We start from the raw sequence: 22682 nt of genomic DNA on the forward strand, positions 1-22682 counted from the left end.
CCGGAGCTTCCCACCCCGGAAGCGACGACGCCGCATCGGATCAGCGGCGCGTGTCGGTGTAGTGCCGGATCGCCGCGCCGAGGAACTCGACCATCCGGGGGTGGTAGGAGGTGTGCCAGGTGCGCATGTCCTCATCCTCGGCGTAGAGCAGTGCCATCCCGAGGTAGGCGTCCATGCTGGGGGTGTAGAACCGGCTGACGACGGCGTGGTGCCGGGCGATCAGTTCCTGGACCGCCTCGTCCCGCGGCTGGGCGCCTGCGGTGATGGCGGCGGCGATCTCGCCGTACAGGTCGTGCCAGTCGCGATGGACCCGGTCCTTGTCGACGTGCGCCCAGTTGGCGGTCGCGGCGAGGCTGGCGGCCTGCTCCTCGGCGAGCGCGCGCCGGCAGCGGTCGGCATCCTCGGTGTCGATCGTGGAAATGCTCATCTGTGGTGTCATGCCCTGTCGTGAGGGGGTACGGACCCGCCGCCCGGCCGGTGGGCGCGAACGGCAGCGAACCGTCGCACGTCCACCCGGCCCCGGCAAGCGGTTTTCCGTACCCGGATCAATTCTTGCGGAAGTAGACGCCCACTGCGGCCGTCGCGCCGGCGCCGATCGCACCGACGGCCGCGTACGCCGCCGCAGGACCTCCGGCTGCGGACAAGACCATGATGGCCGCCACTGTGGCGCCACCCATCGATTCAGGACGCGGTGGTCCGGTCCTACGGCCGGGCCACCGGAATCTCCGGGATCGCGATCAATGGGTCTCCAAAGCTCCCAGATCCCGTTTGCCGGTGCGCGCCGCTCCGGTGGCGTCCACCGGCGCGACGGGGAAGCCCACCGCGGAGTTGATGGCGGGGCTGGCGCTCTCGAGTCGGAAGTCGCCGTTGGCCGGGTCGACGAACTGAGGGTCGCCGGTGCGCCGGTGCGGGTCGCTGACGGTGCTTGTGCCGACGATGAGGTTGGAGTCGAAAGTCACGTCGGTGACCGCCGATCGGGTGGCCGCGGTGACAGCGCCCCGGCTGACCAGGATGTTGTTGGTGACACGTACGTCGGTGGCCCGGATAACGCTCATGTTGTCCTGGATCGACGGCTGTGCGCCGTTGTGGTAGACGGTGTTGTTGACGACGTCGACGTGGGCGCTGCGGAAGACGTTGATCCCACGGGCGCCATTGTCATAGGACAGGTTGTTCTCCACCAAGGTGCGGCCTTGGTACGGAGTTTTGATCCTGGCGTCCCGGTTGTCGAACGAGTCGACGATGATGCCGCCGCCGTCTGTGATGGTCTTGAAGCCGCTGCAGCCACACTTCACGAACGAGGCATTGTCCCGCACCACGTTGCCGTGGACGACGAGCTTGGCGCCGGTGGTGCCGTCGCTGTTCCAGGCCTCGAAGAGGGAGATGCCGCTGCCGCCGAACGGCGACCAGTTGCTGTTGCCGAAGCTCAGATTATTCGTCACCTGGACGTAGTCGGAGTGCATGGCACTGATGCCGACGAGCGGGCAGCCGTAGACGGTGTTGCCGTGGATGCGCACGTGGTGTGGGTACGTCGACTCGCCGCCGCCGAACGGCTCGGACACGGCGATGCAGCTGGTGTTGATCATCGGGTCTTTCTCGTCGCCGTTGCGGGCCGCGTCTTTCTGTTTTGCGGTCAGCCGGTCCGTGGCACCGTGCACGGTGAGCCCGGTGACGATGATGTACCGGGCGTTCACGGCGACGCCTTGCCAGCCGGCGGCCTCGATCCGCGGATCGGCTCCCGGCGCACTCGCGTACGTGATCCATTTGTCCGGCGTGCCGGAGTGCCTGATGCCGAGAACGAACTGTCTTCCGGGGGCGGAGTAGGTTCCGTTGCCGATCACCACGGTGTCGCCCGGCCGGGTCATGTCGGCTGCTCGCTGCAGAGTGCGCAGGGCGGTGGCGGCGGTGAGACCCGACTGCTTGTCGTCGCCGGTGGCGCTGACGTACAGATGACGGCCGCCCTGGGTAGGTGCGAGAGTGCCGGCCGCCCACGTAGGTCCACCGATTCCCGCTCCGGCGGTGCGCCCGGCCGATCGCGCCGGCGCTCCGGTGCCCGCGGAGTCGATCACGGTGAGGGTGATCCGGATCGGGACCCCGGTGGTCCCCTTGCCGTCGGCGCGGCTGTACGGAGTGACCACCACGGTGTGCTTGCCGGCGGCGGGCGTCCACGGGAGGACGTCCTTACCGTTCTCGGCGTCCCCGCTGAGCAGGTATGGCTGGTGATTCTCGACCCTGGTGGTCCGGCCGTCGACCTGGAACCGAATACTGCCGACCTTCCCCACGGGATTCGCTTGAACACTCAGCTCGCGGGTGCCCAACGCCGCCAGGTCCACGGTCTCATCACCGCTCAGCGGCTTCCGGCCGGACACCGGTCGATTGCCGACGGCGTCGAGCAGGGTCAGATCGCGGATCGCCGGTTTGTCGTCGGCGAAGGCTCCGATACGGGCGGTGACGCCGACTGCCGCGACAGTGACCGCGGCGGAAACGGCGATGAGAAGTGTCCGGCGGCGGCGCGACCCGGCGGCGGGCCAGGCGACATGCAAGGACTGAGGCACGACTACTCCGAGGGATTGTTCGTTCACAGAATGCTCGCCAGGATTCGTTCGGCGGCTCCCCCAAACTAGCCACAGCACCTTTCTAATGCGAACCCGCATCAGTCATTTCAAGAAAACTTAAGGGTGAAAGAGCTCGATCTCCAGGTGCTGATGCCGCAGTAATATCGAATTGCTTATGAATCGACGTTTGCGATTTTCTACGAAAAATATTCCGCTCCGGATTTCGTGTTACGCCGACCCGTTCGGTGAGGTCTCCGGAGATGCACGGCGCGCGACTGGCTCGCCGGGTCGCGTCGTGGTCCGCGTGCTCCTCGAGAGCGGGGCAGAAATTTCCTCGAATCCTGTTACCCCCGCTGACCCCCACGGGTCTCCGCCGCAAAGTCCAGTACCTCGTGCTGGCGGAAGGGAGAACTGTGATGCGACCGGATGGTGGCGAGCCCGAGCATGTCGCGCTGAACTGGGGCGATCTGATGGCCTTCCAGAGGCTCGCCGCGGAGCTCAACTTCACTCGCGCGGCAGCCCGCCTGAGCATCACCCAGCCGGCCCTGTCGGTACGGATACGTCGGCTGGAGCAGAGCGTCGGAGCTCGGCTGCTCGACCGCAGTACCCGGGTGGTGCGGTTGACGACGGCGGGTCGCTTGCTCAAAGCCTGGACCGATCACGCCGCCCGCAGCTGGACGGAGGTCCAGAAGATGATGGTGGACCCGCCGGAACCTGCTTCCGGTACCGCCACAGCGGTGAACCGGCTGCCCTGCCGTGCCGTATGAAAGATCATCAACACGATCGGTCAGTCCCGGGCAGGGCGACGACAGCACGGCGACGACGGGATGGCTCATGGTCAGGTTGGCCCGCACATGCCGCCGACGGCACGGTGACGATTCCACCCGGTCGTTCTGAAGGGAGTACGCCGTTGACCCCGCCAAGCGTCGCCGCTGATCTGATCCTGGCGGCACGGGGTGGCGACCAGTCGGCGCTCGACCGGCTGATACGTGATCATCTGGGCCTGGTCTTCAACATCGCCGCCCGTACGCTCCCCCGGGCTGATGCCGATGACGTCACCCAGGAGACCATGATCCGAGCGGTGGCCGGCCTGCCCGGTCTGCGCGACCCCAACAGCTTCCGGTCCTGGCTGGTAGCCATCGCGGTACGCGAGACCCGGCGTCGCGGCAATCGGCTCGGCGCCGATCAGCAGCGGATCACCTTCGCCGACACCGATGACCTGGTCGCCGTCGAGGCCGGCGTCGAGGACCACGTGGTACACCGGGTGGACGTCGCCCGGCAGCGCCGCATGCTCACCGCCGCCACCTCCTGGCTCGACCCGGATGACCGGGAACTGCTGGGCCTGTGGTGGCTGACGCAGGTCGGCACGATGTCGAGCGCTGAGATGGCCTCAGCGCTGGGCATCTCCGCGGCCCATGCCCGCGTCCGGCTGCAACGATTGCGTACCCGGCTGCATGCCGGCCGCCTGATCGCCGAGGCGGTCGCCGCGCTGGACACACCGCACAAGTGCGACGATTTGCGGGCCCTCGTCAAGGGTTGGGACGGCAGCCCTGCGCCTGTCTGGCGCAAACGGCTGACCAGGCACGTCGACGATTGTGCTCGGTGTGGCGCGCCCTTCCCGGCCTTGTTGCCGCCGGAGCGGCTGCTGCTCACCGTGCCGTTGCTGGTGCCGCCCGAGCGCCTGTTCGACACGATCGTCGCCGGTCACGAGATGGTGCCGTCCTCGGCTGACGGGCCGCAGCACCGCGGACGCGGACGGCGCGGTGTCGTCGCCGCCGCGGCTGTACTCGCCGTCGCGCTGGCGGTGGGTCTGTTCGTCGTCGACCGTTCGCCGGCGCCCGTGGTCGTCACCGCACCGCCGCCGGCCACCTCGGCACCGGCCCACTCGGCCGGTCCCTCGCCGTCGCCGCCGGCCCCGACATCGACGGTGGCCATTGGCGCGGGTGCCGGTTCCGGTGGGCCCTCCTGGTCGGCGCGACAGCTGCCGCCCACCGACGGTGGCCGCTACCTCTACGTCTCGGGTCGGGGCGACGACGGCAACTCGGGTCGGACACGTGACGAGGCACTGCGGACGCTGCGCCGGGCCGGCGAGCTGACCGAGCCGGGTGACACGGTGCTGGTCGACGACGGCGAGTACAGCGACCCGGGCCGCAACAGCGTGGTGACGATCGAGCGCTCCGGTACGCCGGACCGGTGGATCACCTGGGCTGCGTTCCCCGGTGCCCACCCGGTGGTCCACGCCGCGCAGTGGCAGGGCATCTGGGTACACGCCTCCTACATCACCGTCGCCGGCCTCACGGTGACCGGGATGCGCGCGAAACTGAGTCCGCAACAGATCGCGGCGGCGAAGAACGGTGACGTCTCCGATCCGGCCGTGTCCAACAGTTGCATCGCGGTCACCGAGCAGGCCCGCGCGGATCCGCCCCGGCGGCCCACGCACGTGGTGGTATGGGGTAACACTCTCACCGACTGCACCCTGGCCGGGATCTCCGTGCAGTACGCCGACCATGTGACAGCGGCGTACAACGTGACCCGCCGTAACGGCTGGTACTCACCGTACGGCGGCAGCGGGATCTCGTTCTCGAACCTCTGGAACTCCGACGGCCGGACCGATGTGAAGATGGTCGTACGGGGAAACGTGAGTTCGGAAAATCAGAACCTCGTCCCATGCCTATGCAGCGGCACCACCCGCAAAATCACCGACGGCAACGGCATCATCATCGAGTCATTGACCAACGAGGACGTGCACGGCGCACCGCTGTTCCAAGCTCCTTACACCGGCCGGGTCCTGGTGGAGAACAACGTTTCCTACAACAACGGCGGACGCGGCATCAATGTCTTCAAGGGTGCCCACATAGACATCGTGAACAACACTCTCTACCACGACGCCACCCATCCGGCCATCACCACCGATCTTGCGATCACCCTCGCCGACGACGTTCGTGTGGTCAACAACATCGTGGTCGCGGGCCGGGGTGTCCCCGCCGCCGAGGTGTCCGGCTCCTCCCGGGTCTCGTTCGACCACAATCTGCTTGCCGGCAGTCGCTCCACCCCGCCGGATCCGAACCTGCTGACGTCGGCTCCGCATTTTCGGGATGCGGCGGACGGCGACTTCCGGCTGCGCGCGGGCGATCCGGCCATCGACAGCGGTACCGCGAAGGCTGCTCCCGGCATCGACGCGGACCGCATGCCTCGGACTCGACCAGTGGATCGCGGAGCGTACGAGGTGCGGTAGGCGGCCAGGTCGACCATGAACGGCGTTTCGACGACAGGGTGTCCTGCACAGCGCAGATCGGATTTGTGTTACGCGCCGCCGTCGGCAGGGTCCACTTGGCGACGGGCTGAGACACAGGCCCTGCTGGCGCTACAGAAGGGGCTTAACCGGTGGAACAACGAGCCGTAAGGGCGGCCGACGAGGCCACCCTCGCCGAGGCGGCGAAGCGTGGCGACCGTGCCGCGCTCAGCGAACTGATCCGCCGGTGCCTGCCCGTGGTGTATTCGGTCGTGCGCCGGCGAACCTCAGGGCCCGATGCGGACGACGTCGTGCAGGAGACGTTTCTCCGGGCCGTTCGCCACATCAGCTCCGTGCAGGACCCGGCCAGGTTCCGGTCCTGGGTTCTGGCCATCGCGGTACGCGAGAGCAACCGGCGCCATTGCATGCACAGCTGGGAGTTCGACCAGTCGGTGGACGAGGACATCGAGGGCGTCGCGGATACGGTTGACCAGGAGAGGCGGATCCTGGCCCGGATGGCACTGAGCGAACAGCGCCGCGAGATCGCCGAGGCGACCGGCTGGCTGGACTCTGACGATCGGGATCTGCTCGCTCTCTGGTGGTTGGAACTGGCAGGTGAGCTCGATCGCGAACAGCTTGCCGCGGCTGCCGAGCTCGCCCCTGGCCACCTGCGGGTCCGGCTGCAGCGGCTACGGGAACGCTTGGACCTGTCCCGTGCCATCATTCGTGTCCTTCGGCTCCAAGGCACCGCACACGGGTGCGCCGTATTGGCCGACGTGGCGGCCGGCTGGAACGGAACCGCAGCGCCGCTGTGGCGCAAGCGACTGGCCCGGCACCTTGATGAGTGTGAGGGCTGCGGTCGCGCCCGGCACGGTTTGGTGCCGGCCGACCGGCTGCTCAGTGGGGTTCCGTTGCTGGTAGCGCCGCCGGCCCTCGCCGACGCGGTCGGCACCGCGACGGCGCAGATGGCCGCTTCGAAGGCTTCCATCGGTGCCCGCCCCAAGCCGGGCCACGTGGGCAAGGTGCTTGCCGGTAAGCCCGCCGCCGTGGCGGCCGCCACGGCAACCATCCTGACATTGAGTTCGGTGTACGCGTACTCCCGGGCGCAGGCCCCCGCGCCCCGGGAGAGCACCACGTCGCAGACGGTCGTGGCAGCACCGACGACCAGCTTGGGCCCGTCGCCGGTCGGGTCGGTGTCCGCGCCACCCGTCAGCAGCCCCGCCGACTCGCCACTGACCCGCTATGTGTCCGCCAAGGCGCCGAACGGCGGGAACGGTTCCTTCGGCCGCCCCTTCAACTCCCTGTCCCAGGCCTGTGCCGCGGTGCCGGTGAACGGCACTCTGCGCCTCGCAGCAGGGGCTTACGACCTGGGTGACAAGACGTGTGACCTCGCCAAGGGGGCAAGCCTGATCGGTGCGGGGCAGAATGCCGGAGGATCGACGATCACCGGCAGCGCCCCGATTCTGATCCGGGTGCAGAATGCCACCGAGAGGACCAACCGGCAGCAGATCGCCCGGTTCGCGTTGCGCGGGGGCGTCTCGGCCACGCAACGCGGCCCGGCCGAAACGGGGCTATGGCTCAATCGCCTGTACGGTCTGGATGTCCATCACCTGACGGTCCAGAATTTTCGCGCCAACGGCATCAAGCTGGCGGACATCGTCGGGTCGAAGTTCCACGATCTGACCTTGAACAACAACGCCGAAGACCGGGGCAACGGTTGCTCCGGCAACTTCACGGTCGGCAACCTGACCGACACGACGATCACCAACCTGACAGCCAGGGACAACATCGGCTACGGCATCAAGGCGTCGCCCATCGACGACGGAGCCGGCAACACCAGCGGCGATCTGCGCAACAGTCGCGTCACGATGACCAACGTGGTGTGGGCCGACATCGACATCGCCGTCAGTCAAGCCCGGTGCGCCAAATGGAACACGCTCGGCGCGGAGTTCTGGAACGTCCGCTCGATCGGCACGAAAATGACCCGGCTACGCATCAACGCGCCGCTCTCCCTGGGACAGCTGGGATCATTCGACTCAACGTTCGAGGTCTCGAACTCCTTTTTCGACCTGCCCTGTGACAGCCGGCGCAACATGTACGCCGTCGAAGCCGGCATGAACGGTCTCTACTTCCACGACAACTACGTCTACTGCGGGCTGTACACCCTCTACAGCGAGGAAGGCCGCGACATCTCGCAACGCTTCCGGATCGAGAACAACGTCATCGACGGCGCCAGCGGGCCTGGCGTCTTCTGGATGCCACAGGGCATGGAGAATGCCACCTTCACCGGCAACACGGTCATCTCGAAGATTCGCATTTTCAACCTGGGCGATACGAGGAAGTCCTCGATCACCCTGCGGGACAACATCTTCCTCTCGCGCAGTGCCGCCCAGCGGCCGTCGCTCGGCCTTGACGGTCCGGGTCTCCAAGTGACCGCCGACCACAATCTCTTCACGAACGTCGGGCCGGTGGGTACCCGGGTGTCGACCGGCGACCCCTTCCCGAGCCGGGCCGACGTCCAACTTCCCCGCCGGGCGGCGGACCTGAGCCCGTACCGGGTGGCCGGGTCGGGAGTAGCCGCCCGAGCCGGAGTCGGGGGCCGGCCGGTCGGTGCGGACGTCCCCTTCGAGGTCGGTTGACGCCGGCGGACGCACGCCGGCCGGCTGATCGGTTCTGCCGTAGCGCGGCCGCCCCGGTGCCGGGCGCGGCGTCGCCGGCGTGACTGCCGGCACTTCGGTGATGACCGGGGAAGCGCTTCAGGCTGACCGGCAAACCCCGCCAGCGCTGCCGATCAGGCGTCGCCGGTCACGCCGAGCTCCTCGACCACGACGTCCAACGCAGCCGGCTCATGCGCGACGAGCCACGGTAGGACGACGTCCCAGGCGGCGAAGGACAGCGCCTCCGCGATCAATCGCCGCCGGGCCGGTGGCGACAGCTGATCTGCGATCGCCAGGAGAGCCTTGGCCCGTTCGGGCGGACGGTCGATGCTGCGGGCGACCGACAGCGCCCGGTCGACGTCGCCGACGGCGAACATCGCGGCCGAGAACGCCGCCAGCGCCTCGGACCGTTCCTCCGCAAATCGCACGCCGCGCGCTTCCGCCTCCGCGCGATCCGCCCGCTCCTTATCGTCCGGCACCTGCCCAGCGATCGTCGCCAGTGCCTTCGCGCGCTCATGGTCCTGCGGGATCGCCAAGCTGACCCGTTCGGCGAGTTCGACGTCGCCACGCTCGCAGGCCGGCCGCACGATCGGCGCCAGCGCCCCGGTCCGCTCGTTGAGATCGTCGAGACCGAGGGCCAGCGACTCCGCGAGTTCGACGCGTCCGGCCTCGGCCAAGGCCGCCGTGTAGTACGGCCGCTCCCTTCGCTCCGCCGCCTCGAACAGGTCGCGGATCTCTTGGTCACTGCTTCCCTGGATCGACACGCCGATACGGACCTCGACCGGCTCCGCAGCCTCCGGCTCGGCGATGACCTGCCCGCGTTGACCGTCGTTGCGCCGGGCGTAGGTGTACACGTCGGTGATCCACGAGTCGCCGTCCGGGTCCAGCGCGTTCGTCAGCGCCTGCGCCTCGGCGAACCGCTCGCACCGAACCAGTTCGCCGACAAGTCTCACCGCCACCAGTTCGCGGTCGTAGTCGTCCTGCGCATCGGACATGATGCCGCCGAGGATCTGTGCGACAAGCCGGCCGACATGCTCGTGTGAGCCCGTTTTCAGCAGGACGAGGGCGAGTTCGGCGAGCGCGACCGGCGAATCGAGGCCGGCGGCGGTGCGGACCGACTGCTCGATCTCGATGGCGATTTCGGCCGCCCGTTCGTGGTCGCCCGCGCGGGCGCGGGCGTATGCGACGACCGCCAAGGCGTTCGCGTTCGCCGCGAAGTCCGTGCCCGCCCGCGCGATGCGCTCGGCCCGTGACAACTCCCCGTGGTCCACGAGGGCACGGATCAGGATCATGTCAGCGTTCGCCCGGCGCAGACCACGCTCCGCGGCGACCACCGCGAGGCCCGCCGCCAGCTCCACCTCGCCGTTCGCCAACGCCTGTTCCGCGACCGCCTCAAGGGCACGCTCGAGTGCGGATCGATCAGGAAAATGGTGGTCCTCGCGGACCGACATCTCGTGCAGCGTCTGGACGCTCGCCTCGAGGTCCCGTGCCGCGATCCAGGCGCGCACGACGTGGAGTTGCGCCGTGACGCGATTCTCGTCCGGCGCTGACAGAGCGATGTCCCCCGCCGAGCGGGCGTAGTCCGCGGCAAGCTGAGCCTCGGCCGCGCGTACCCGGAACGCAAGTGCCGCACACCGGCTTGTCTCCGACGTGATCAGGGCTGATTTGGCCTCGGCTCGCTCGAGATCACCGACCAGCTCCGCCAGCATCACCGACTGCGCGAGCAACCACTGCGGCGGGTCTTCGAAGCCGTCCGGTCGCCAGTAATCGACGATCGCGCGGACGGCCGGCTCGTCGTCCATGGCCGCGGCGAGCTCCGCGACGCGAATCAGTACTTCACCGAAGCCGCGATCCAGGACTTCGATCCTGTCGATCGTCTCGAGCGCGCCGGCGAGGTCGCCGACTGCGGCGCGCACGACCGCGACGTGCCCGAACGCGAAACTGCGAACCTCCACGTCGGTCGTCACAGCCGCGGCGGCCCTCTCGGCGGCCGCCAACAGCCCCTCGGGCTGCTCGTCGCCTCCGCCCGTATGGGCCAGCATGGCCAAGCGGCAGAACGCTCCGGCGCGTGCGTACAGATGGGTCTCTGCCACGAGCTGCCGTGCCTCGTCGTAGTCGCCGTTCCGCGCGACCTCCTCCGCCAGCAGGGTCAGGGCCTCGTCCGCGCCGCGGTCGCTACGGAGGATCGCGCGGGCCAGCGCCTCGGCGCGGTTGCGGTTGCCGAGCGCCGCCCACACTGCTGGGAGCTCATCCGGCATCCGCTCGTTGCGGCGGAGCAGGCGGTCGCGGTGCACGGCCAGGCGCAGCAACGCACGCAGATCGGGATGGGCCTCCCGTCGCAGCAGCGCGGCGGCCGCAGCCAGCTCGGTCAAAGCGGCGTTGTCGCCGCCACTGACATCCCGCATCCGGTCGTGGCGCTCCGGATCGGTGGCCAACGCGACCAGTCTCGGCACATCCCCGGTGGTGGTCAGCATGCGAGGGTAGCCGCGCAGCAGGTATTCCGGGGTGCCTGCCGGCCACGGCGGGCGGCCGTCGGTGGTGGTGGTGGTGCGGTAGGTGTCGGCCCAGGCGTGCAGGCGGGCACGGTAGCCGGCCAGCCGGGGTTCGCCGAGGTAGGCGGTAGCGGCATGCTGCAGTTCCTCGTGGCCGAGCAGATACACCTCGGGTCCGCTGTCGGGATCCCATTCGGCGGTGCGGCGGGTGAAGGTCCGCCCGGCCACGGTGTGCAACACGTCCTCGATCTCGGCCAGCCCGGCGCCGGTCAACTCCCGCAGATCGGGCCCGGACAGGCCACCACGCGCCGCGGTGAGCAGGCCGAGCAGGTCCTGCTCGACTGCGGTGCCTTTGATCAGGCGTTTGAGTTCTGCCTGGCCGAGCCGCCGCAGATCGCGTGCATGCTGCGACGGGGACAGCCGGCGCACGATGCCGGGATCCCGCAGCGGGTGCCAGTCCGGCACGTCGTCGGGCACCGGCGGGTTCGGCCGCCCCGCCACGATCACCCGCATCCCCGCCGGCGGGTCGCCGGGCAATAGCCCGGCGATGCTGTGCGCGTGGACGCCGGCGGCGCTGCTGCGGTCCTCATCCAGGCCGTCGACCAGCAACACCAGGCGCACCCCCCGCGCGGTGCAGGCAGCGGCGGCCTGGTCGAGCAGATCCAGCAGCCACGCCTCCCGTAGCCCCTCGTCGGGCACGGTCGGCGGCTGCCGGCCGGTCAACCCGCCCATCTGCTCGGTCACCGCCGCAACGAACGCCTCCCGCGTGTCCTGCCCGGCCAGCCGGGCGGTGATGAAGAAGGCCACCACCTGCACCCGCGCACTGAGCTCATCCGGCGGATTGAGCACGAATGTCGACAACAACGCCGACTTGCCTGCCCACGCGTCCGCCTGCCACCACACATACGAACCCCGCCCAGGCTCCACGCAGAACCGGGCCAGTTCCGCCAACTCGGCTTCGCGGCCCTCCAACACCGGCGGCGCGATCCGGCGCAACTGCGCCAGATACGCCGACCGTGCTGTCACCAACGGGCCTGCCGCGGACAGGAACACGTTCACCGTCGTGGCCGTACCGACCCTGACCCCGCCCTGCTGACCATGCCCGAGCACTCCCGCTCCCGGCATGCTGCGCCACCCCGGCGCCCCGGTCAGGGCGCCACCGTCACCGAGCCCGGTCAGTGGCCGGACGGACCCGGCTGGGTAGGGTCCGGCCGCTCCCCGAGCCGATCACCGATGTTCACGGTGCCGGCCTGCCCGATCGCCGTCGCATCGTCGTACGCGGTCGCGGTCACGTCACCGATGAACACCGCCGACCCCGGCGCCGCCGAAATGTGCGTACCCGCCGCCCGGTCCGCCTGACGCAGCTGCTCCAACAGATCAGTCACCGTCTCGGCGAACGTCTCGTCCCGGCGCGCCGCCGCAGCCACCGCCAACTCGACCTGCTGCCGAGTCAACTCACTGACCTGCCCCGACTCACTCGCCGCTTCCTCGGCCAAATCCTCCTGCACCGGACCACCAAGCCGCGACAAGACAAGATCATGCAACCGGCCCGCGCCCGCGTCGATCGCCGCGTCCACCGTCTCATCCGCGCGGCCAGCAGCCTTACGAGCCTTGCGCACCGCCCACGCGATCACCATCCCGGCGACCACCGACGCCTCCACCACCGGCACGAGTCCTGCCACCTCCCCCGGGAGCCCACCAGTGTGGACACCGCCCACACCACCGTAACGCTCCACCCGTACGCCACCCTCGCCCGAGCGGACCGTACGCCCGCGGAAGGAGCCGCCGCCGGGTAGCCCGATTCGATGGACCGGCCGCCGTCTATCGGTGTGTATGGTGATCCACATCCATCGACCTGACACGCATTTGTGGAGGCTTGTCCATGACTTCGACCGATGAGAAGACCACACCGGTCGGCGGACGACAATCCAGTCTGTTTTGGCGCTATTGGACGGCATCAACGGTCAGTTCGGCCGGCGATGCGGTTACCGCGATGGCGTTGCCACTGGTCGCGGTGCAGGTGCTGCACGCTTCGACGTTCGAGATCAGCCTGATCACCGCCGCCAGCTTCATCGCCTGGATCGTGATCGGACTGCCCGCTGGTGTCATCGTGCATCGATTCCCGCTGCGCGGCACGCAGATCGCCATGGATGTCGCCCGGGCCGCCGCACTGCTATCCATCCCGCTCGCACATCTGGCCGGGATACTCACCCTGGCACAGGTCGTCGCGGTGGCCTTGGTGATCAGTTTTGCGGGCGTCATCTTCGATGTCGGCAACTCCACCTTCCTCCCGGCCATCGTGACCAAGGAGGAACTCACCTCCCGCAACAGCCTCACCTCCGGTTCCCAGGCGGTGACCCAGGTGGCCGGCCCGTCCCTCGGCGGCATCCTGGTGCAGCTTCTGGGTGCGGTGACCAGCTTGGTGGTCGACGTCATCAGCTACCTCGCGTCGGCGGTGCTCCTGGCGAGCCTGCCCCGCCCGCAGGCGGCAGCGCCCGTCACCCGCAACGCGTCCGCCGGGCGAATGATCAGGGACGGCTGGCGGTACGTCGTCCATCACGAGGTCGTCCGGCCATGCGTGGCCGCCGCCACGACGATCAACTTTGTCGCGGGCGGGTTGATGGCTCTCACCCCGGTGTTTCTGGTCCGGACGCTGGGGGCGCCGGTCGGTGTGGTGGGCCTGCTCTTCGCCGCGGAAGGGGTCGGCAGCCTGATCGGCGCCGCCGTGACGACCCGGCTGTCCAAGGTGCTCGGCAGTTCGCCGGCGATCCGGTGGGCCACTCTGGTCGGTGCCTGTTTCGCGCTCCTCCTGCCGCTTGCCACCGCCAAGTGGGGACTGGTGCTCTTCGCCGTCGGCAACATCGGATTCGCGATCGGGATCGTCGTCCTCAGCATCCTCACCCGGACCCATCGGCAGGCAACCACGCCGCCCGAGTTGCTGGCCCGGGTCATGGCGACGGTCCGTTTCATCTCCTGGGGTGCGGTCCCGGTCGGTGCGGTGACCGCGGGCGTGCTCGCCACCTCGTTCGGTAACCGGGAGGCGCTCTGGGTCATCGTGGGCGCGGCCTTCCTCACCCCGGCGGTGTTGTGGGGCAGTTCGCTGCGCGGAAAGCGTGACCTCGCCTAACCTGGTTTTGACGAGTTATTAGGATACGCACATGGATCTTCTCAAGCCAGTCGTGAAGCCGTATGAGTGGGGTTCGCGATACGCTGTCGCCGAGCTTCAGGGCCGGTCGACCCCGAGCCTGGGCCCGGAAGCGGAATTATGGATGGGTGCGCATCCCGGTGGTCCATCGGGCCTCGATCGCGACGGCGCGGTCACTGATTTGGAAAAGGTCGTGGCCGCCGACCCGGAAGGTGAGATCGGTGAGTCGGCGGTCAAACAATTCGGCCCCCGGCTGCCCTTCCTGCTCAAGGTGATCGCGGCGGAAAAGGCCCTGTCGATTCAGGTGCACCCGGACCGCCAGCAGGCCGAGGCCGGATTCCGGGAGGAGAATGAGAGGATCCTCGCCGGCGCGACGTCGACCCGCACCTATGTCGACGACTGGCCCAAACCCGAGATCGTCTACTCCCTGACGCCGTTCCAGGCACTGGCTGGTTTCCGGTCCGCGCCGGACGCCGCCGCCCTGCTCGATGAACTGGGCGTGCCCCAGCTCGCGCCGATCGCTGAGACGCTTCGGCAGAGCCCGGCCGGCGATGCCCGCAGCGATGCACTCGTGCGGATCCTCACCTGGCCGACTGAGGAGCGAGCCGCCCTGCTCGACGCGGTGGTGGCGGCTTTTGGGCGGGTCGCCGCGGGCGGCGGCCGATACGCGCCGGCGTGCGCGGCGATGGCGCAGGTGGCCGTGGACCATCCCGGCGACCTCGGTCTGGTCGCCGGGCTCCTGCTGGAGTACGTGGAGTTGCCGCCGGGTGCGGCCCTCTACATGCCGGCCGGCGGGGTGCACGCCTATCTCAAGGGTGTCGGCGTGGAAGTGCTGGCGAACTCCGACAATGTCCTACGCGCCGGGCTGACCGGTAAGCACATCGACGTGGCCGAGCTGGCCCGGATCGCCCAGCCCAGCGTGCCGATTCCGCAGGTTCAGGCGACCACGGTGAGTCCGGGCGTGACCGCGTACGACGTCCCGGCGCCGGAATTCCGCCTGTACGTGATCGAGCCGCGCGGCGGCCGGAGCGAGCCGTCCGCCATTGGCCCGCGCATCCTGCTGTGTCTCGAGGGCCGGGCGGTCGTGCGTGTCGCCGCCGGTGACTCCGTGGAGCTCCATCGCGGCGAGAGCTGCTTTGTGGCGGCCCGCGATGGTGCGGTCACCGTGACCGGTGACGCCCGGGTGGTCATGGCGAGCGTCGGATAACCGCTGTTCTGACAGATGAAGCCGTGGCGGCCATCGGGCCGCCACGGCTTCAGTCCATCTCGCCTACTTGTCGATCAGTCCGGAACGGAGCGCCAGCTCGCGAACCTCCTGCAGCCGGTCCGCGCCCATCAATACCTGCTTCACCGCGGCTGTGGTCTCGGTCGCCCGGCCGCCCTTCCAGATGAGCGACCCGTCCTGCGCCGTACGCAACGACTGTTCCTTGAGCCGTGGCCCCTGCACCACCAAGGAAAACGTATTTGTCGCCGACGTCACTGAATGCACCATGTGCTGATCGATCGCATAGGAGCAGCCTTCGGTCTCCGTACGGATCGTGCTGGGCGTCAGCGTGGTCACCCCGGATTCCACCTGCTGCCTGACATACGATTCAGGACCGTAAAGGCGATGAATGTACTTGCCTTTCAACACTTTCGTGTGAAAGGGCCAACGGTGACTGTGCGGAAAATGGGTACCCTGGTCGAAACGATGCAAACGAATGCGAACCATGCTGTCCGGGTCGTCGAACAACACAATGCGGTCGCCCCACCATTGACATTCTGACATGGTCAGCAGATCTTTGTCGCCGAGCGCATTGTCGATCAGTTCGCGTAACGCGCCCGGAGTCGTGACGACATCGGTGACCTGACCGGCAACCCGTTCGGCAACCTCGATCCGTGACCAGTCAAGTCTCTGCAGGCGGTCAAGAACGCGGTCCATCCAACACTCCTCAATGTCAGGCGACGGTAACGGCGTAGCCGGCCAGGACCCGGCGGGCCGCCACCGCGACATCGTGCGCGGTCAGCGTTTCCGGGGTTGGCGCCGCAGCAGCGCCCGGCTGGTCCAGCTCGGCGGCGGCCCGATGAATCAGGCGGGTGAGTTCGCGGACGTGGTCCGGCCGGGGAGCCCATGCGGCCCGGCGCGCCGCCTCGAAGGCGGATTCGGACAGGCGCCGATCGATGATGACCTCGAAGGTCTCCCGAACGATCGACTCCAGCTCGGCGACCTGGCCGGCCGGGACTTCCAGCGCGACGTACCACCAGGGCGCATCGCCGGCAACGTAGGCACTGTGGAGCTGGCCGGTGATGCCGATGTCGGTCAACGTCCGCCGCAGCAGCGATGCCGGACCGGAGCCGAAGAGCTCGGCAAGCACGATCAACGCATCCGGCCGGACTCCTTCGGCGTCGACGCTGCGGGCGCCGAGCACCAGCCAGGTGGGAGTGTCGCCGGTCCCGGATCCCAGGTTCACGCCACCGACGGACACCGCCGCCCACCCCGGGGCCCGGCCGGGTCCGTGGCCGAACTGTCGCGGCTCGCCGAGAAGGCCGAGTGCCGCGGGGAGCGCGTCCAGCGCCACCGACGGACCAGAGGCCACGATCACGGGCCGGCGGGTCAGCATTTTCTGGTGCCGTTCAACCAGGGTTTCTAGATCGCAACACTGCCCAGCGTTGCCCGGGGCGGCCAGATTGTCGGGGAACAGCAGGCTCCGGAGCTGATTCACCGCCCGGTCCCGGGTGTCGTGCGGCTTCTTCGCAGCCGCGGCGCCGGCCGATCGGCAGGCCTCCGCGTCCCAGTCTGGTCGCAGCAGCGCGTCGGCAAAGCGGGGCAGCATCTCGGCTACCCGCTCCGGCGGTGTCCGGCACCACGCGGTCAGAAGTCCGTCAGCCAGCACGACACCGGATGACCCGTCCGCCCGGACCGCCCGGTGGAACGCGTCGGCCAGTTGCTGAGCGACCACCCGTTCCGCAAGATCGTCGCCCGCTACCGGAAACACGACGGCGACCAGCGCCTCGGACGCTGCGGTCGGCTCGAGAACGAGGGGAATGCCGTTCTCCAGGATCGCGCCCACCAGAACGGGCTGACTGTCGGTCATGTGCACCGCACCTCTTCGTGTCCCAGATCGGCCCGCGCGGCCAACAGCAGCTCTTCGATATCCGGTGCGCAGTCGCCACATCCGGTGTTGGCCCCGGTCGCCGCGCGAATCGCCTCAAGCGAACAGTGGCCCTGAGCCAGTGCCGCTTCGATCTCCTTCTCACTCACCTGCTGGCAGATGCAGATCAGCGGGTCGTCCATTTCGTTCATGCCGGCTCTCCCTCGGTCCGCAACGCGTCGAGGGCCAGGTCGAGGATTTCGGCCATCAGGTCCAGTTCGGCAGCGCCGAACACCAACGGCGGGTGGATGTTGATGACGTCGGGAGCCATTCCCGTGGAGGCCACCAGCAAGCCGTGCTGAGGGTGGACCGTTCCGCACAGTCGCCGGAGGTCGGCGGCATGGGGTCCGGTGAGCACGATTCGCGCGGTCGCGCCGAGGGCGTCCACCTGATCGATCGCCCACGGGTGCCGCTTCGCCAGTTCCTCGAGGCGGCCGCGCATGGCCAATTCCAGGTTCGCGACGTCGTGCTCGACCTCGGCCCACGCCTCCCAGCGGTCGAGCATGGTGTCGACCACCGCGAGCGCATGCGGGATGCCGACATAGGTGGACGAGTGGCTTCCCGGCGGGTAGTGGGCCGCGTCTGCCAGCGGCTCGCGAGCCCACACCGCACTCAGTGCCGCCGCGCCGTTGGTCAGTCCCTTGCTGGTGACCACGATGTCCGGCTCGATGCCGGCCAGCTGAAAGCCCCAGCGTGGCCCGACCCGGTGCATGCCGGTGAAGATCTCGTCAGCGATGACCAAGGCACCCTGGCTCCGGGCGTGCTCGGCGGCGGCTCGCAGCAGGACGGGATCCGGCTGGACCATGCCACCGACATTCTGGACCGCCTCGAAGATGAACGCCGAGGCCTTCCGCCGGAAGCCTGGTCCGCCCACGCCGGACAGCTCCGATCCCCATCGCGAGACCGCCGTGATGCACCCGGGCGTGCAGGAGTCTGCCGTGATGTTGTGCGGACAGCTCCGGCAGTCCGGACTCGGCAGCCGGACGACTTCCAGCCCCCAGGCCGCCAGCAACTCACGATAGCGCGGGCTGGAGCTGAGCATGCTGGTCACACCGGAGCGGCCGTGGAACGCTCCTTCGAAGACGATGACCGTGCCGGGTCCCCGGGAGCTGAAGGCGATCCGCAGCGCGGTCTCCATGCCCTGAGCCCCACCAAGGTCCAGCTCAACGCGTCCGGGTGCACCGATGACCTCGGAGAACAGCCGCTCCAGGCGGCTCAGGACACGCACTCGCAGCGACGACTCGCAGAATGACGGCAGGGCCGGCAACTCGGCGCAGCGCAGCAACGCCTCAGCCAACAGGGACTTGTCATATCCCCAGGCAGCGGTGCCGTTCGCGGCCTCCGCGTCGAGGTATCGGCGGCCGTCTTCAGCCTCCAGGAAGCAGCCGGCCGCGCCGACGAATCGGGGCACCACCGCCGACCGATAGATCAGATTCCCGGTGCCCACAAATGGCGGTACCGGCACGGTCGCATTCAGCTGGGGCATCTCGCACTCCTCGGCATGTCGACCGGCCGGTGGCCGGTGATGGCGGCCCACCGTGCTGGCAGAGGGGTGTCCAGCAGCGCGGCGACATCGGGCTCGTTGCACTCGATCCAGCCGGTCAGCACGGTCAACACGTCCCATCGGCCGGTGCCGGAGGGCAGCGGCGTGCGACGAAGCTCAGCCAGCCACAGGTCGACCTCGTCCACGCGTGCGTGATCGAGCGCCAGCTCCGACCATCGATCCTGACCGGCGGCGAGCCGGCGCAGCGCGGCCGGCAGATCGAGGTCGTGAGCCGGAATTTCGGTCGTCACCTGGTTCAGCAGCGCACGCATCGACGCTGCCGGATTCGCCGAGGCGAGTACGGCCGCAGGGTCCCGCAGTGCGTCCCGGCACCAGTCCCAGCCTGCCTGGTAGGAGAAGAGCTGTAGTTCCCGCACCACGTCGGCCGGCTCATCGGCGGTGTGCATGAAGTTGAACAGGCCGTTGACCCGGCCGATCCGGGTACGCAGGTCGCCCTCACGGGCGGCACGCGGTTCCGCCGACCCCTTCGCCGCCGTCAGGCGCACACTGGCCGGCAGGTCCGCGGAACTGGTGTCGTACAGCAGAACGAGCAACGACGGGCCGGAGCCCAGGAGGTGGTCGACGACCGCGATCCGCTGGGCCGATGCCGCGTTGAACTGGTAACGCCAGATCTCCCGGGTGAGCAGGGGATCGAAGCGGACGGTCGTCGCCGCGACCGCCGCCCAACCACGCTCCCGCAGAATGCCGAGTACCTGCTCACCACGACGGCCGGCGATGGCGTCGGGCTTGAGCACGACGAACGTGACGTCGTGGTGGCGCTCCGGGCGGGCATGCCGCTCGAAGGACCACAGCCCCTCCCGGAAGTAGGTGTCGTGGCGGTATGCCGCATCCTTCGCCGCATCGACGGTCAGCCGTTGGAGGGCCGTGGCGGGCACCGCAGACCGCCGAACCGTCTCGGTCGCCGGGTGGCTCATAGCCCGAATCTCCTTCCGCCCAGCGGCGTGGGCGTTCCATCGATGAGCACCACCGGGCTGCCGTCCCGGTGCGTCGCGGCCGTGTCGATCGCCAGGCGCTTTTCTGCGATGGCCCGTACGGTCCAGCGCAGCGCCACCTGATCGCTCGCCGCTTTCTGCCGCATCTCCTGCTCGTGCGCCTCGGCCGCCGTGGGACGACGATCTTCCACGGGTACCGACGGCCCGAGGCAGAGCACGGCGCCGCCGTCGCGGGTGCCGTCGACCAGGAAGCACGAGGTACGCGTCGACCGATGTCCGAGTTTCATGGCCAGGCGCACCGGGTCCTTGCCGATCAACAACCGCTCGCCGGCGGAGCCGAGCAGACTCAGATCCCCGGGATGCTGATTGATCATGCGGCCGGCGAAACGCTGAAGCAGATCGCCCTCGATCCATCGGTGGTAAGCCAGGACGATCAGGTCCAGGCGTCCGTGGACGGCCTCCCATGCGCCGATGCGTGCGTTCAGCCGGTCATGCCACTCCCGTGCGCGAGTGCGGTACCGCGCACGGTCCGCGTCGGTGCTCGCCTGGGAGGACAGCCCACAGTAGTCGTCGAAGTCGCCGGGCCACGCCGGTACTCCGGCGCTGCGGGCAACGTCGATGGCGGGCACCCCTGGCGCGTGTGATGCGACCAGCGCCACCTCGTACGTATCCGGGTCAGCCGCCGCCATGTCCAGCAAGGTGCGCAGATTGGCGCCGGTCGCCGAGACCAGCACCCCGATCCGGAGCGGAGTCGTCGCCTGATCCAACCCGACCGTACGAACCGTCACGGCATCGGTCACCGCGGATTCCCTGTCGACAACTCGGCGCCGGTCAGCAAGGCCATGGTCACATCGCTACCGCCTCGCTGCGGGTTGACCAGGTGCATGTGCCGGGCCCCCGCGACCAGGTGGTGGGTCACCGGCAGACCGTCGTGCCGCCACCGGGCGACCTGACGGTCCATCAGCGCGGACGGGACCGCTTGATCGTTCTCGGCCTGAACGACCACCAGTTCCGTGACGTCGGCGGATCCGATCACCGGAACCGCCTCGACGGTACGGCCGCCGACAGCATGATGCTTCGCCAAAAAGTGGCCGATCGCGCCGTCGCCCACCTCCAGTTCGGCAGCCGACTCCAGATCGGTCACCGGAGCGAGCAGCACGACCCGGCGCTTTCCGGCTCGTCCGGCCAACGCGCTCAGGGCGAGGTGCCCGCCGGCGGAGTGGCCGGTCACGACGGCGTCCCGCCACCGCTCGTCGCTCCCCTCGAGCGCGGCCATGGCCGCGACGCAATCCTGCACGGAGGCCGGGAACGCGCCGCCGTCCCACACCGGGCGGTACTCCAGGACCGCCACGCCGCATCCGCGGGCGACCAGAGCACACGCGAGTGGCTCCAGGTCGAGCGCGGTGCGGTCGTGCCGCCAGAAACCACCGTGGATCAGTACCGCCCGGCAGCGCGGTGCGCTGTCACCCGGTTCGTAGATGTCGATGCGCTGCCACGACGAGTCGCCGTAGCGGAGAACCTTCTGAGTGATGCTCACAGCACGCCGAACGCCTTCAGCCGAGTGACCCAGTGCTCGAAACGCTCGTCCGACATCTGAACCTCGGCCCGCCGCTCCGCCGTTTCGTCGGCGGCCCCCTCACGCCACCAGACGTGACCGTCCGAGCGCCGGATCATGAAAGCGCGGCGCTTCTGAGCCGGACTTTGGATCATCAGCGAGATGGTCTCGGGCTCGGTGATCGTGGTGTGCAGCTGATCATGGTGCAGCGTGATGCAGCGGCCCGCCGGCTCCTCACGGATGAAGTGCGGCCAGAACCGGTCGACGTCCGCGGTGTCGTCCAACGGTTGGTCGGTCGCGTACAGCGTGTGCTGGTAGGCCCCGCGCAGGATGTATGCGGTGAAGCTGTACCGGTGATTGTGCACCCGTTCGTACTGATTGGTATTCGCCAGCCGCAACCGGATCCGCAGACCCTTCTCCGGATCGTCCCAGATCACAATCTTGTCGTCGAGGGCGTGGCATTCACACTTCTTACGCAGCTCCGGCGTCCGGCGGACCCGGTCGACGAGGGCGCCCAGCATCTCCCGGTCGTCGCCGAGACGACGCGCGATCCGCTCGGTCACCTCAGCCGCGGCCTCGATGTCATCCCACCGCACGGTCGGCAGCGACGCCATGAATTCCACGGCGGCCCGCTCCTGCGCACTGATCACCGCACCACTCGTCATCGTTTCGGTCATCAGAGCACCTCCATGGCTCGCAGCCGGCCGGTCAGGTCATCGAAGTACTGCTTGCTGATCCGTTTACTTCCCCGGCGCGACGCCTTCTCCTGGTCTTCGCCGAACCGCCACCACACCCGGCCGGTCTCCCGTTCGGTGATCAGCGAGCGTTCCTTCTCCGCCGGACCCCGGAGGAACAGCGACACCGTCTTCGGGGTGGTGTAGGTGGTGTGGATCTCGCTGTGGTGCAGGGTGTAGCAGTTGCCGGCCCGCTCAGTCGTCACGAAGCGCGGGACCACACGCAGGTCGGACTCGCGCGCGTCGAAGTCGTCCTGAACGTCGTTCGGCACGTCTCCCAGGTTGCCCACCAACTCGTGACGCACGTGCCGGTAGTTGCCTCGCAGAATCAGCGAGGTGAAGGAGAATCGGTGGTCGTGCGGCCGGTCCCGGTGGTCCTCGGTCGAGACGTGGACCCGGATGCGGAACCCGCGGTCCAGCGCATCGTAGATCACCAACTTGTCGAGCAGCCGATGGTGCTCGCACTTGTCGAAGAGGTCTTCCTCCTCCCGAGCCCGGGCCAGCAGCTCCTCAAGCGCGTTCTTGTCCTCGGCCAGGGCGGTGAGGATCTCCTTGGTCTGCTGCCGCGCCTTGGGCAGGTCGGACCAGTCCACTGTCAGGCGATTCAGCGCGTCCAACATCCGTCGTTCCTCCGCGTTTCGTCAATGGCAGGCACAGCGGCGCGACAGCCCCGCATGCCGAATTCCTT

Annotated in this window: 18 protein-coding genes; 5 read left to right on the forward strand and 13 right to left on the reverse strand. The window is 68.5% G+C overall.

The features are described 5' to 3' along the window. Positions 1–40 precede the first annotated feature (40 nt). Together ACSP50_RS30550 and ACSP50_RS30555 are read right to left on the reverse strand one after the other, a co-directional pair. Positions 41–427, reverse strand: coding sequence for a TipAS antibiotic-recognition domain-containing protein (locus ACSP50_RS30550; protein ID WP_014693165.1), 387 nt, complete (start codon positions 425–427; stop codon positions 41–43). Positions 428–737: 310 nt separating this feature from the next. Beyond that, entirely contained in the window at positions 738–2552 is a 1815-nt protein-coding gene (locus ACSP50_RS30555) for a right-handed parallel beta-helix repeat-containing protein (RefSeq protein WP_014693166.1), read from the reverse strand. A gap of 416 nt (positions 2553–2968) precedes the next feature. Between ACSP50_RS30555 and ACSP50_RS30560 the strand changes: the two genes are divergently transcribed. From ACSP50_RS30560 to ACSP50_RS30570, 3 genes are all read left to right on the forward strand, one after another. Then, complete coding sequence (locus ACSP50_RS30560) at positions 2969–3319, forward strand: LysR family transcriptional regulator (RefSeq protein ID WP_014693167.1); 351 nt, start codon at positions 2969–2971, stop codon at positions 3317–3319. 143 nt (positions 3320–3462) lie between these two features. Further along, positions 3463–5787: a sigma-70 family RNA polymerase sigma factor gene (locus ACSP50_RS30565; RefSeq protein ID WP_014693168.1), complete on the forward strand. Its 2325-nt coding sequence runs from the start codon at positions 3463–3465 to the stop codon at positions 5785–5787. Positions 5788–5936: 149 nt separating this feature from the next. After that, the gene (locus ACSP50_RS30570; RefSeq protein WP_014693169.1) at positions 5937–8423 is read left to right on the forward strand and encodes a sigma-70 family RNA polymerase sigma factor; all 2487 of its coding nucleotides are present in this window, start codon (positions 5937–5939) and stop codon (positions 8421–8423) included. Positions 8424–8575: 152 nt separating this feature from the next. Here the strand turns inward: ACSP50_RS30570 and ACSP50_RS30575 are convergent, their stop codons facing one another. Next, on the reverse strand, positions 8576–11992 hold the full coding sequence (locus ACSP50_RS30575) for a hypothetical protein (RefSeq protein WP_080128083.1): 3417 nt from the start codon (positions 11990–11992) through the stop codon (positions 8576–8578). A gap of 116 nt (positions 11993–12108) precedes the next feature. Further along, positions 12109–12603 carry a chromosome partitioning protein gene (locus tag ACSP50_RS30580; protein ID WP_231956749.1) on the reverse strand — a complete coding sequence of 165 codons (495 nt, stop codon included), beginning with the start codon at positions 12601–12603 and terminating at the stop codon, positions 12109–12111. A gap of 212 nt (positions 12604–12815) precedes the next feature. Here ACSP50_RS30580 and ACSP50_RS30585 point away from each other — a divergent pair, with 212 nt between their 5' ends. Beyond that, complete coding sequence (locus ACSP50_RS30585) at positions 12816–14060, forward strand: MFS transporter (protein WP_014693172.1); 1245 nt, start codon at positions 12816–12818, stop codon at positions 14058–14060. A 31-nt stretch (positions 14061–14091) separates the two neighbouring features. Beyond that, positions 14092–15285, forward strand: coding sequence for a mannose-6-phosphate isomerase, class I (manA, locus tag ACSP50_RS30590; protein ID WP_014693173.1), 1194 nt, complete (start codon positions 14092–14094; stop codon positions 15283–15285). A gap of 63 nt (positions 15286–15348) precedes the next feature. On the opposite strand, the gene ACSP50_RS30595 is transcribed toward manA, so the two are convergent. The 9 genes from ACSP50_RS30595 to ACSP50_RS30635 are packed head-to-tail and all read right to left on the reverse strand — an operon-like array spanning position 15349 to position 22614. Continuing rightward, complete coding sequence (locus ACSP50_RS30595) at positions 15349–15999, reverse strand: hypothetical protein (protein WP_014693174.1); 651 nt, start codon at positions 15997–15999, stop codon at positions 15349–15351. Positions 16000–16015: 16 nt separating this feature from the next. Next, positions 16016–17152: an insulinase family protein gene (locus ACSP50_RS30600; protein ID WP_014693175.1), complete on the reverse strand. Its 1137-nt coding sequence runs from the start codon at positions 17150–17152 to the stop codon at positions 16016–16018. After that, the gene (locus ACSP50_RS30605; RefSeq protein ID WP_014693176.1) at positions 17149–17361 is read right to left on the reverse strand and encodes a bacterioferritin-associated ferredoxin; all 213 of its coding nucleotides are present in this window, start codon (positions 17359–17361) and stop codon (positions 17149–17151) included. Before ACSP50_RS30605 ends, ACSP50_RS30600 begins: the two co-directional genes overlap by 4 nt. Continuing rightward, entirely contained in the window at positions 17358–18695 is a 1338-nt protein-coding gene (locus ACSP50_RS30610; RefSeq protein WP_014693177.1) for an aminotransferase class III-fold pyridoxal phosphate-dependent enzyme, read from the reverse strand. Before ACSP50_RS30610 ends, ACSP50_RS30605 begins: the two co-directional genes overlap by 4 nt. After that, complete coding sequence (locus ACSP50_RS30615) at positions 18683–19687, reverse strand: nucleoside-diphosphate kinase (RefSeq protein WP_014693178.1); 1005 nt, start codon at positions 19685–19687, stop codon at positions 18683–18685. Before ACSP50_RS30615 ends, ACSP50_RS30610 begins: the two co-directional genes overlap by 13 nt. After that, on the reverse strand, positions 19684–20505 hold the full coding sequence (locus ACSP50_RS30620) for a formyltransferase family protein (RefSeq protein ID WP_014693179.1): 822 nt from the start codon (positions 20503–20505) through the stop codon (positions 19684–19686). Before ACSP50_RS30620 ends, ACSP50_RS30615 begins: the two co-directional genes overlap by 4 nt. After that, positions 20502–21242 (reverse strand): alpha/beta hydrolase, encoded by a 741-nt coding sequence (locus ACSP50_RS30625; protein WP_014693180.1) that lies wholly within the window; start codon positions 21240–21242, stop codon positions 20502–20504. Before ACSP50_RS30625 ends, ACSP50_RS30620 begins: the two co-directional genes overlap by 4 nt. Next, positions 21239–21937 (reverse strand): hypothetical protein, encoded by a 699-nt coding sequence (locus tag ACSP50_RS30630; protein ID WP_014693181.1) that lies wholly within the window; start codon positions 21935–21937, stop codon positions 21239–21241. The genes ACSP50_RS30625 and ACSP50_RS30630 overlap by 4 nt, the downstream gene beginning before the upstream one ends. Next, positions 21937–22614 carry a hypothetical protein gene (locus ACSP50_RS30635; RefSeq protein WP_014693182.1) on the reverse strand — a complete coding sequence of 226 codons (678 nt, stop codon included), beginning with the start codon at positions 22612–22614 and terminating at the stop codon, positions 21937–21939. The genes ACSP50_RS30630 and ACSP50_RS30635 overlap by 1 nt, the downstream gene beginning before the upstream one ends. Positions 22615–22682 lie beyond the last annotated feature (68 nt).

The organism is Actinoplanes sp. SE50/110 (genome assembly GCF_900119315.1).
Lineage (GTDB): Bacteria > Actinomycetota > Actinomycetes > Mycobacteriales > Micromonosporaceae > Actinoplanes.

Bases quoted from the DNA above. Each gene is read 5' to 3' on its own strand.
- ACSP50_RS30630 (WP_014693181.1), bottom strand. From the start codon at position 21,937: ATGACCGAAACGATGACGAGTGGTGCGGTGATCAGTGCGCAGGAGCGG.
- ACSP50_RS30605 (WP_014693176.1), bottom strand. From the start codon at position 17,361: ATGAACGAAATGGACGACCCGCTGATCTGCATCTGCCAGCAGGTGAGT.
- ACSP50_RS30595 (WP_014693174.1), bottom strand. From the start codon at position 15,999: ATGGACCGCGTTCTTGACCGCCTGCAGAGACTTGACTGGTCACGGATC.
- ACSP50_RS30615 (WP_014693178.1), bottom strand. From the start codon at position 19,687: ATGAGCCACCCGGCGACCGAGACGGTTCGGCGGTCTGCGGTGCCCGCC.
- ACSP50_RS30635 (WP_014693182.1), bottom strand. From the start codon at position 22,614: ATGTTGGACGCGCTGAATCGCCTGACAGTGGACTGGTCCGACCTGCCC.
- ACSP50_RS30610 (WP_014693177.1), bottom strand. From the start codon at position 18,695: ATGCCCCAGCTGAATGCGACCGTGCCGGTACCGCCATTTGTGGGCACC.
- ACSP50_RS30600 (WP_014693175.1), bottom strand. From the start codon at position 17,152: ATGACCGACAGTCAGCCCGTTCTGGTGGGCGCGATCCTGGAGAACGGC.
- manA (WP_014693173.1), top strand. From the start codon at position 14,092: ATGGATCTTCTCAAGCCAGTCGTGAAGCCGTATGAGTGGGGTTCGCGA.
- ACSP50_RS30560 (WP_014693167.1), top strand. From the start codon at position 2,969: ATGCGACCGGATGGTGGCGAGCCCGAGCATGTCGCGCTGAACTGGGGC.
- ACSP50_RS30550 (WP_014693165.1), bottom strand. From the start codon at position 427: ATGAGCATTTCCACGATCGACACCGAGGATGCCGACCGCTGCCGGCGC.
- ACSP50_RS30585 (WP_014693172.1), top strand. From the start codon at position 12,816: ATGACTTCGACCGATGAGAAGACCACACCGGTCGGCGGACGACAATCC.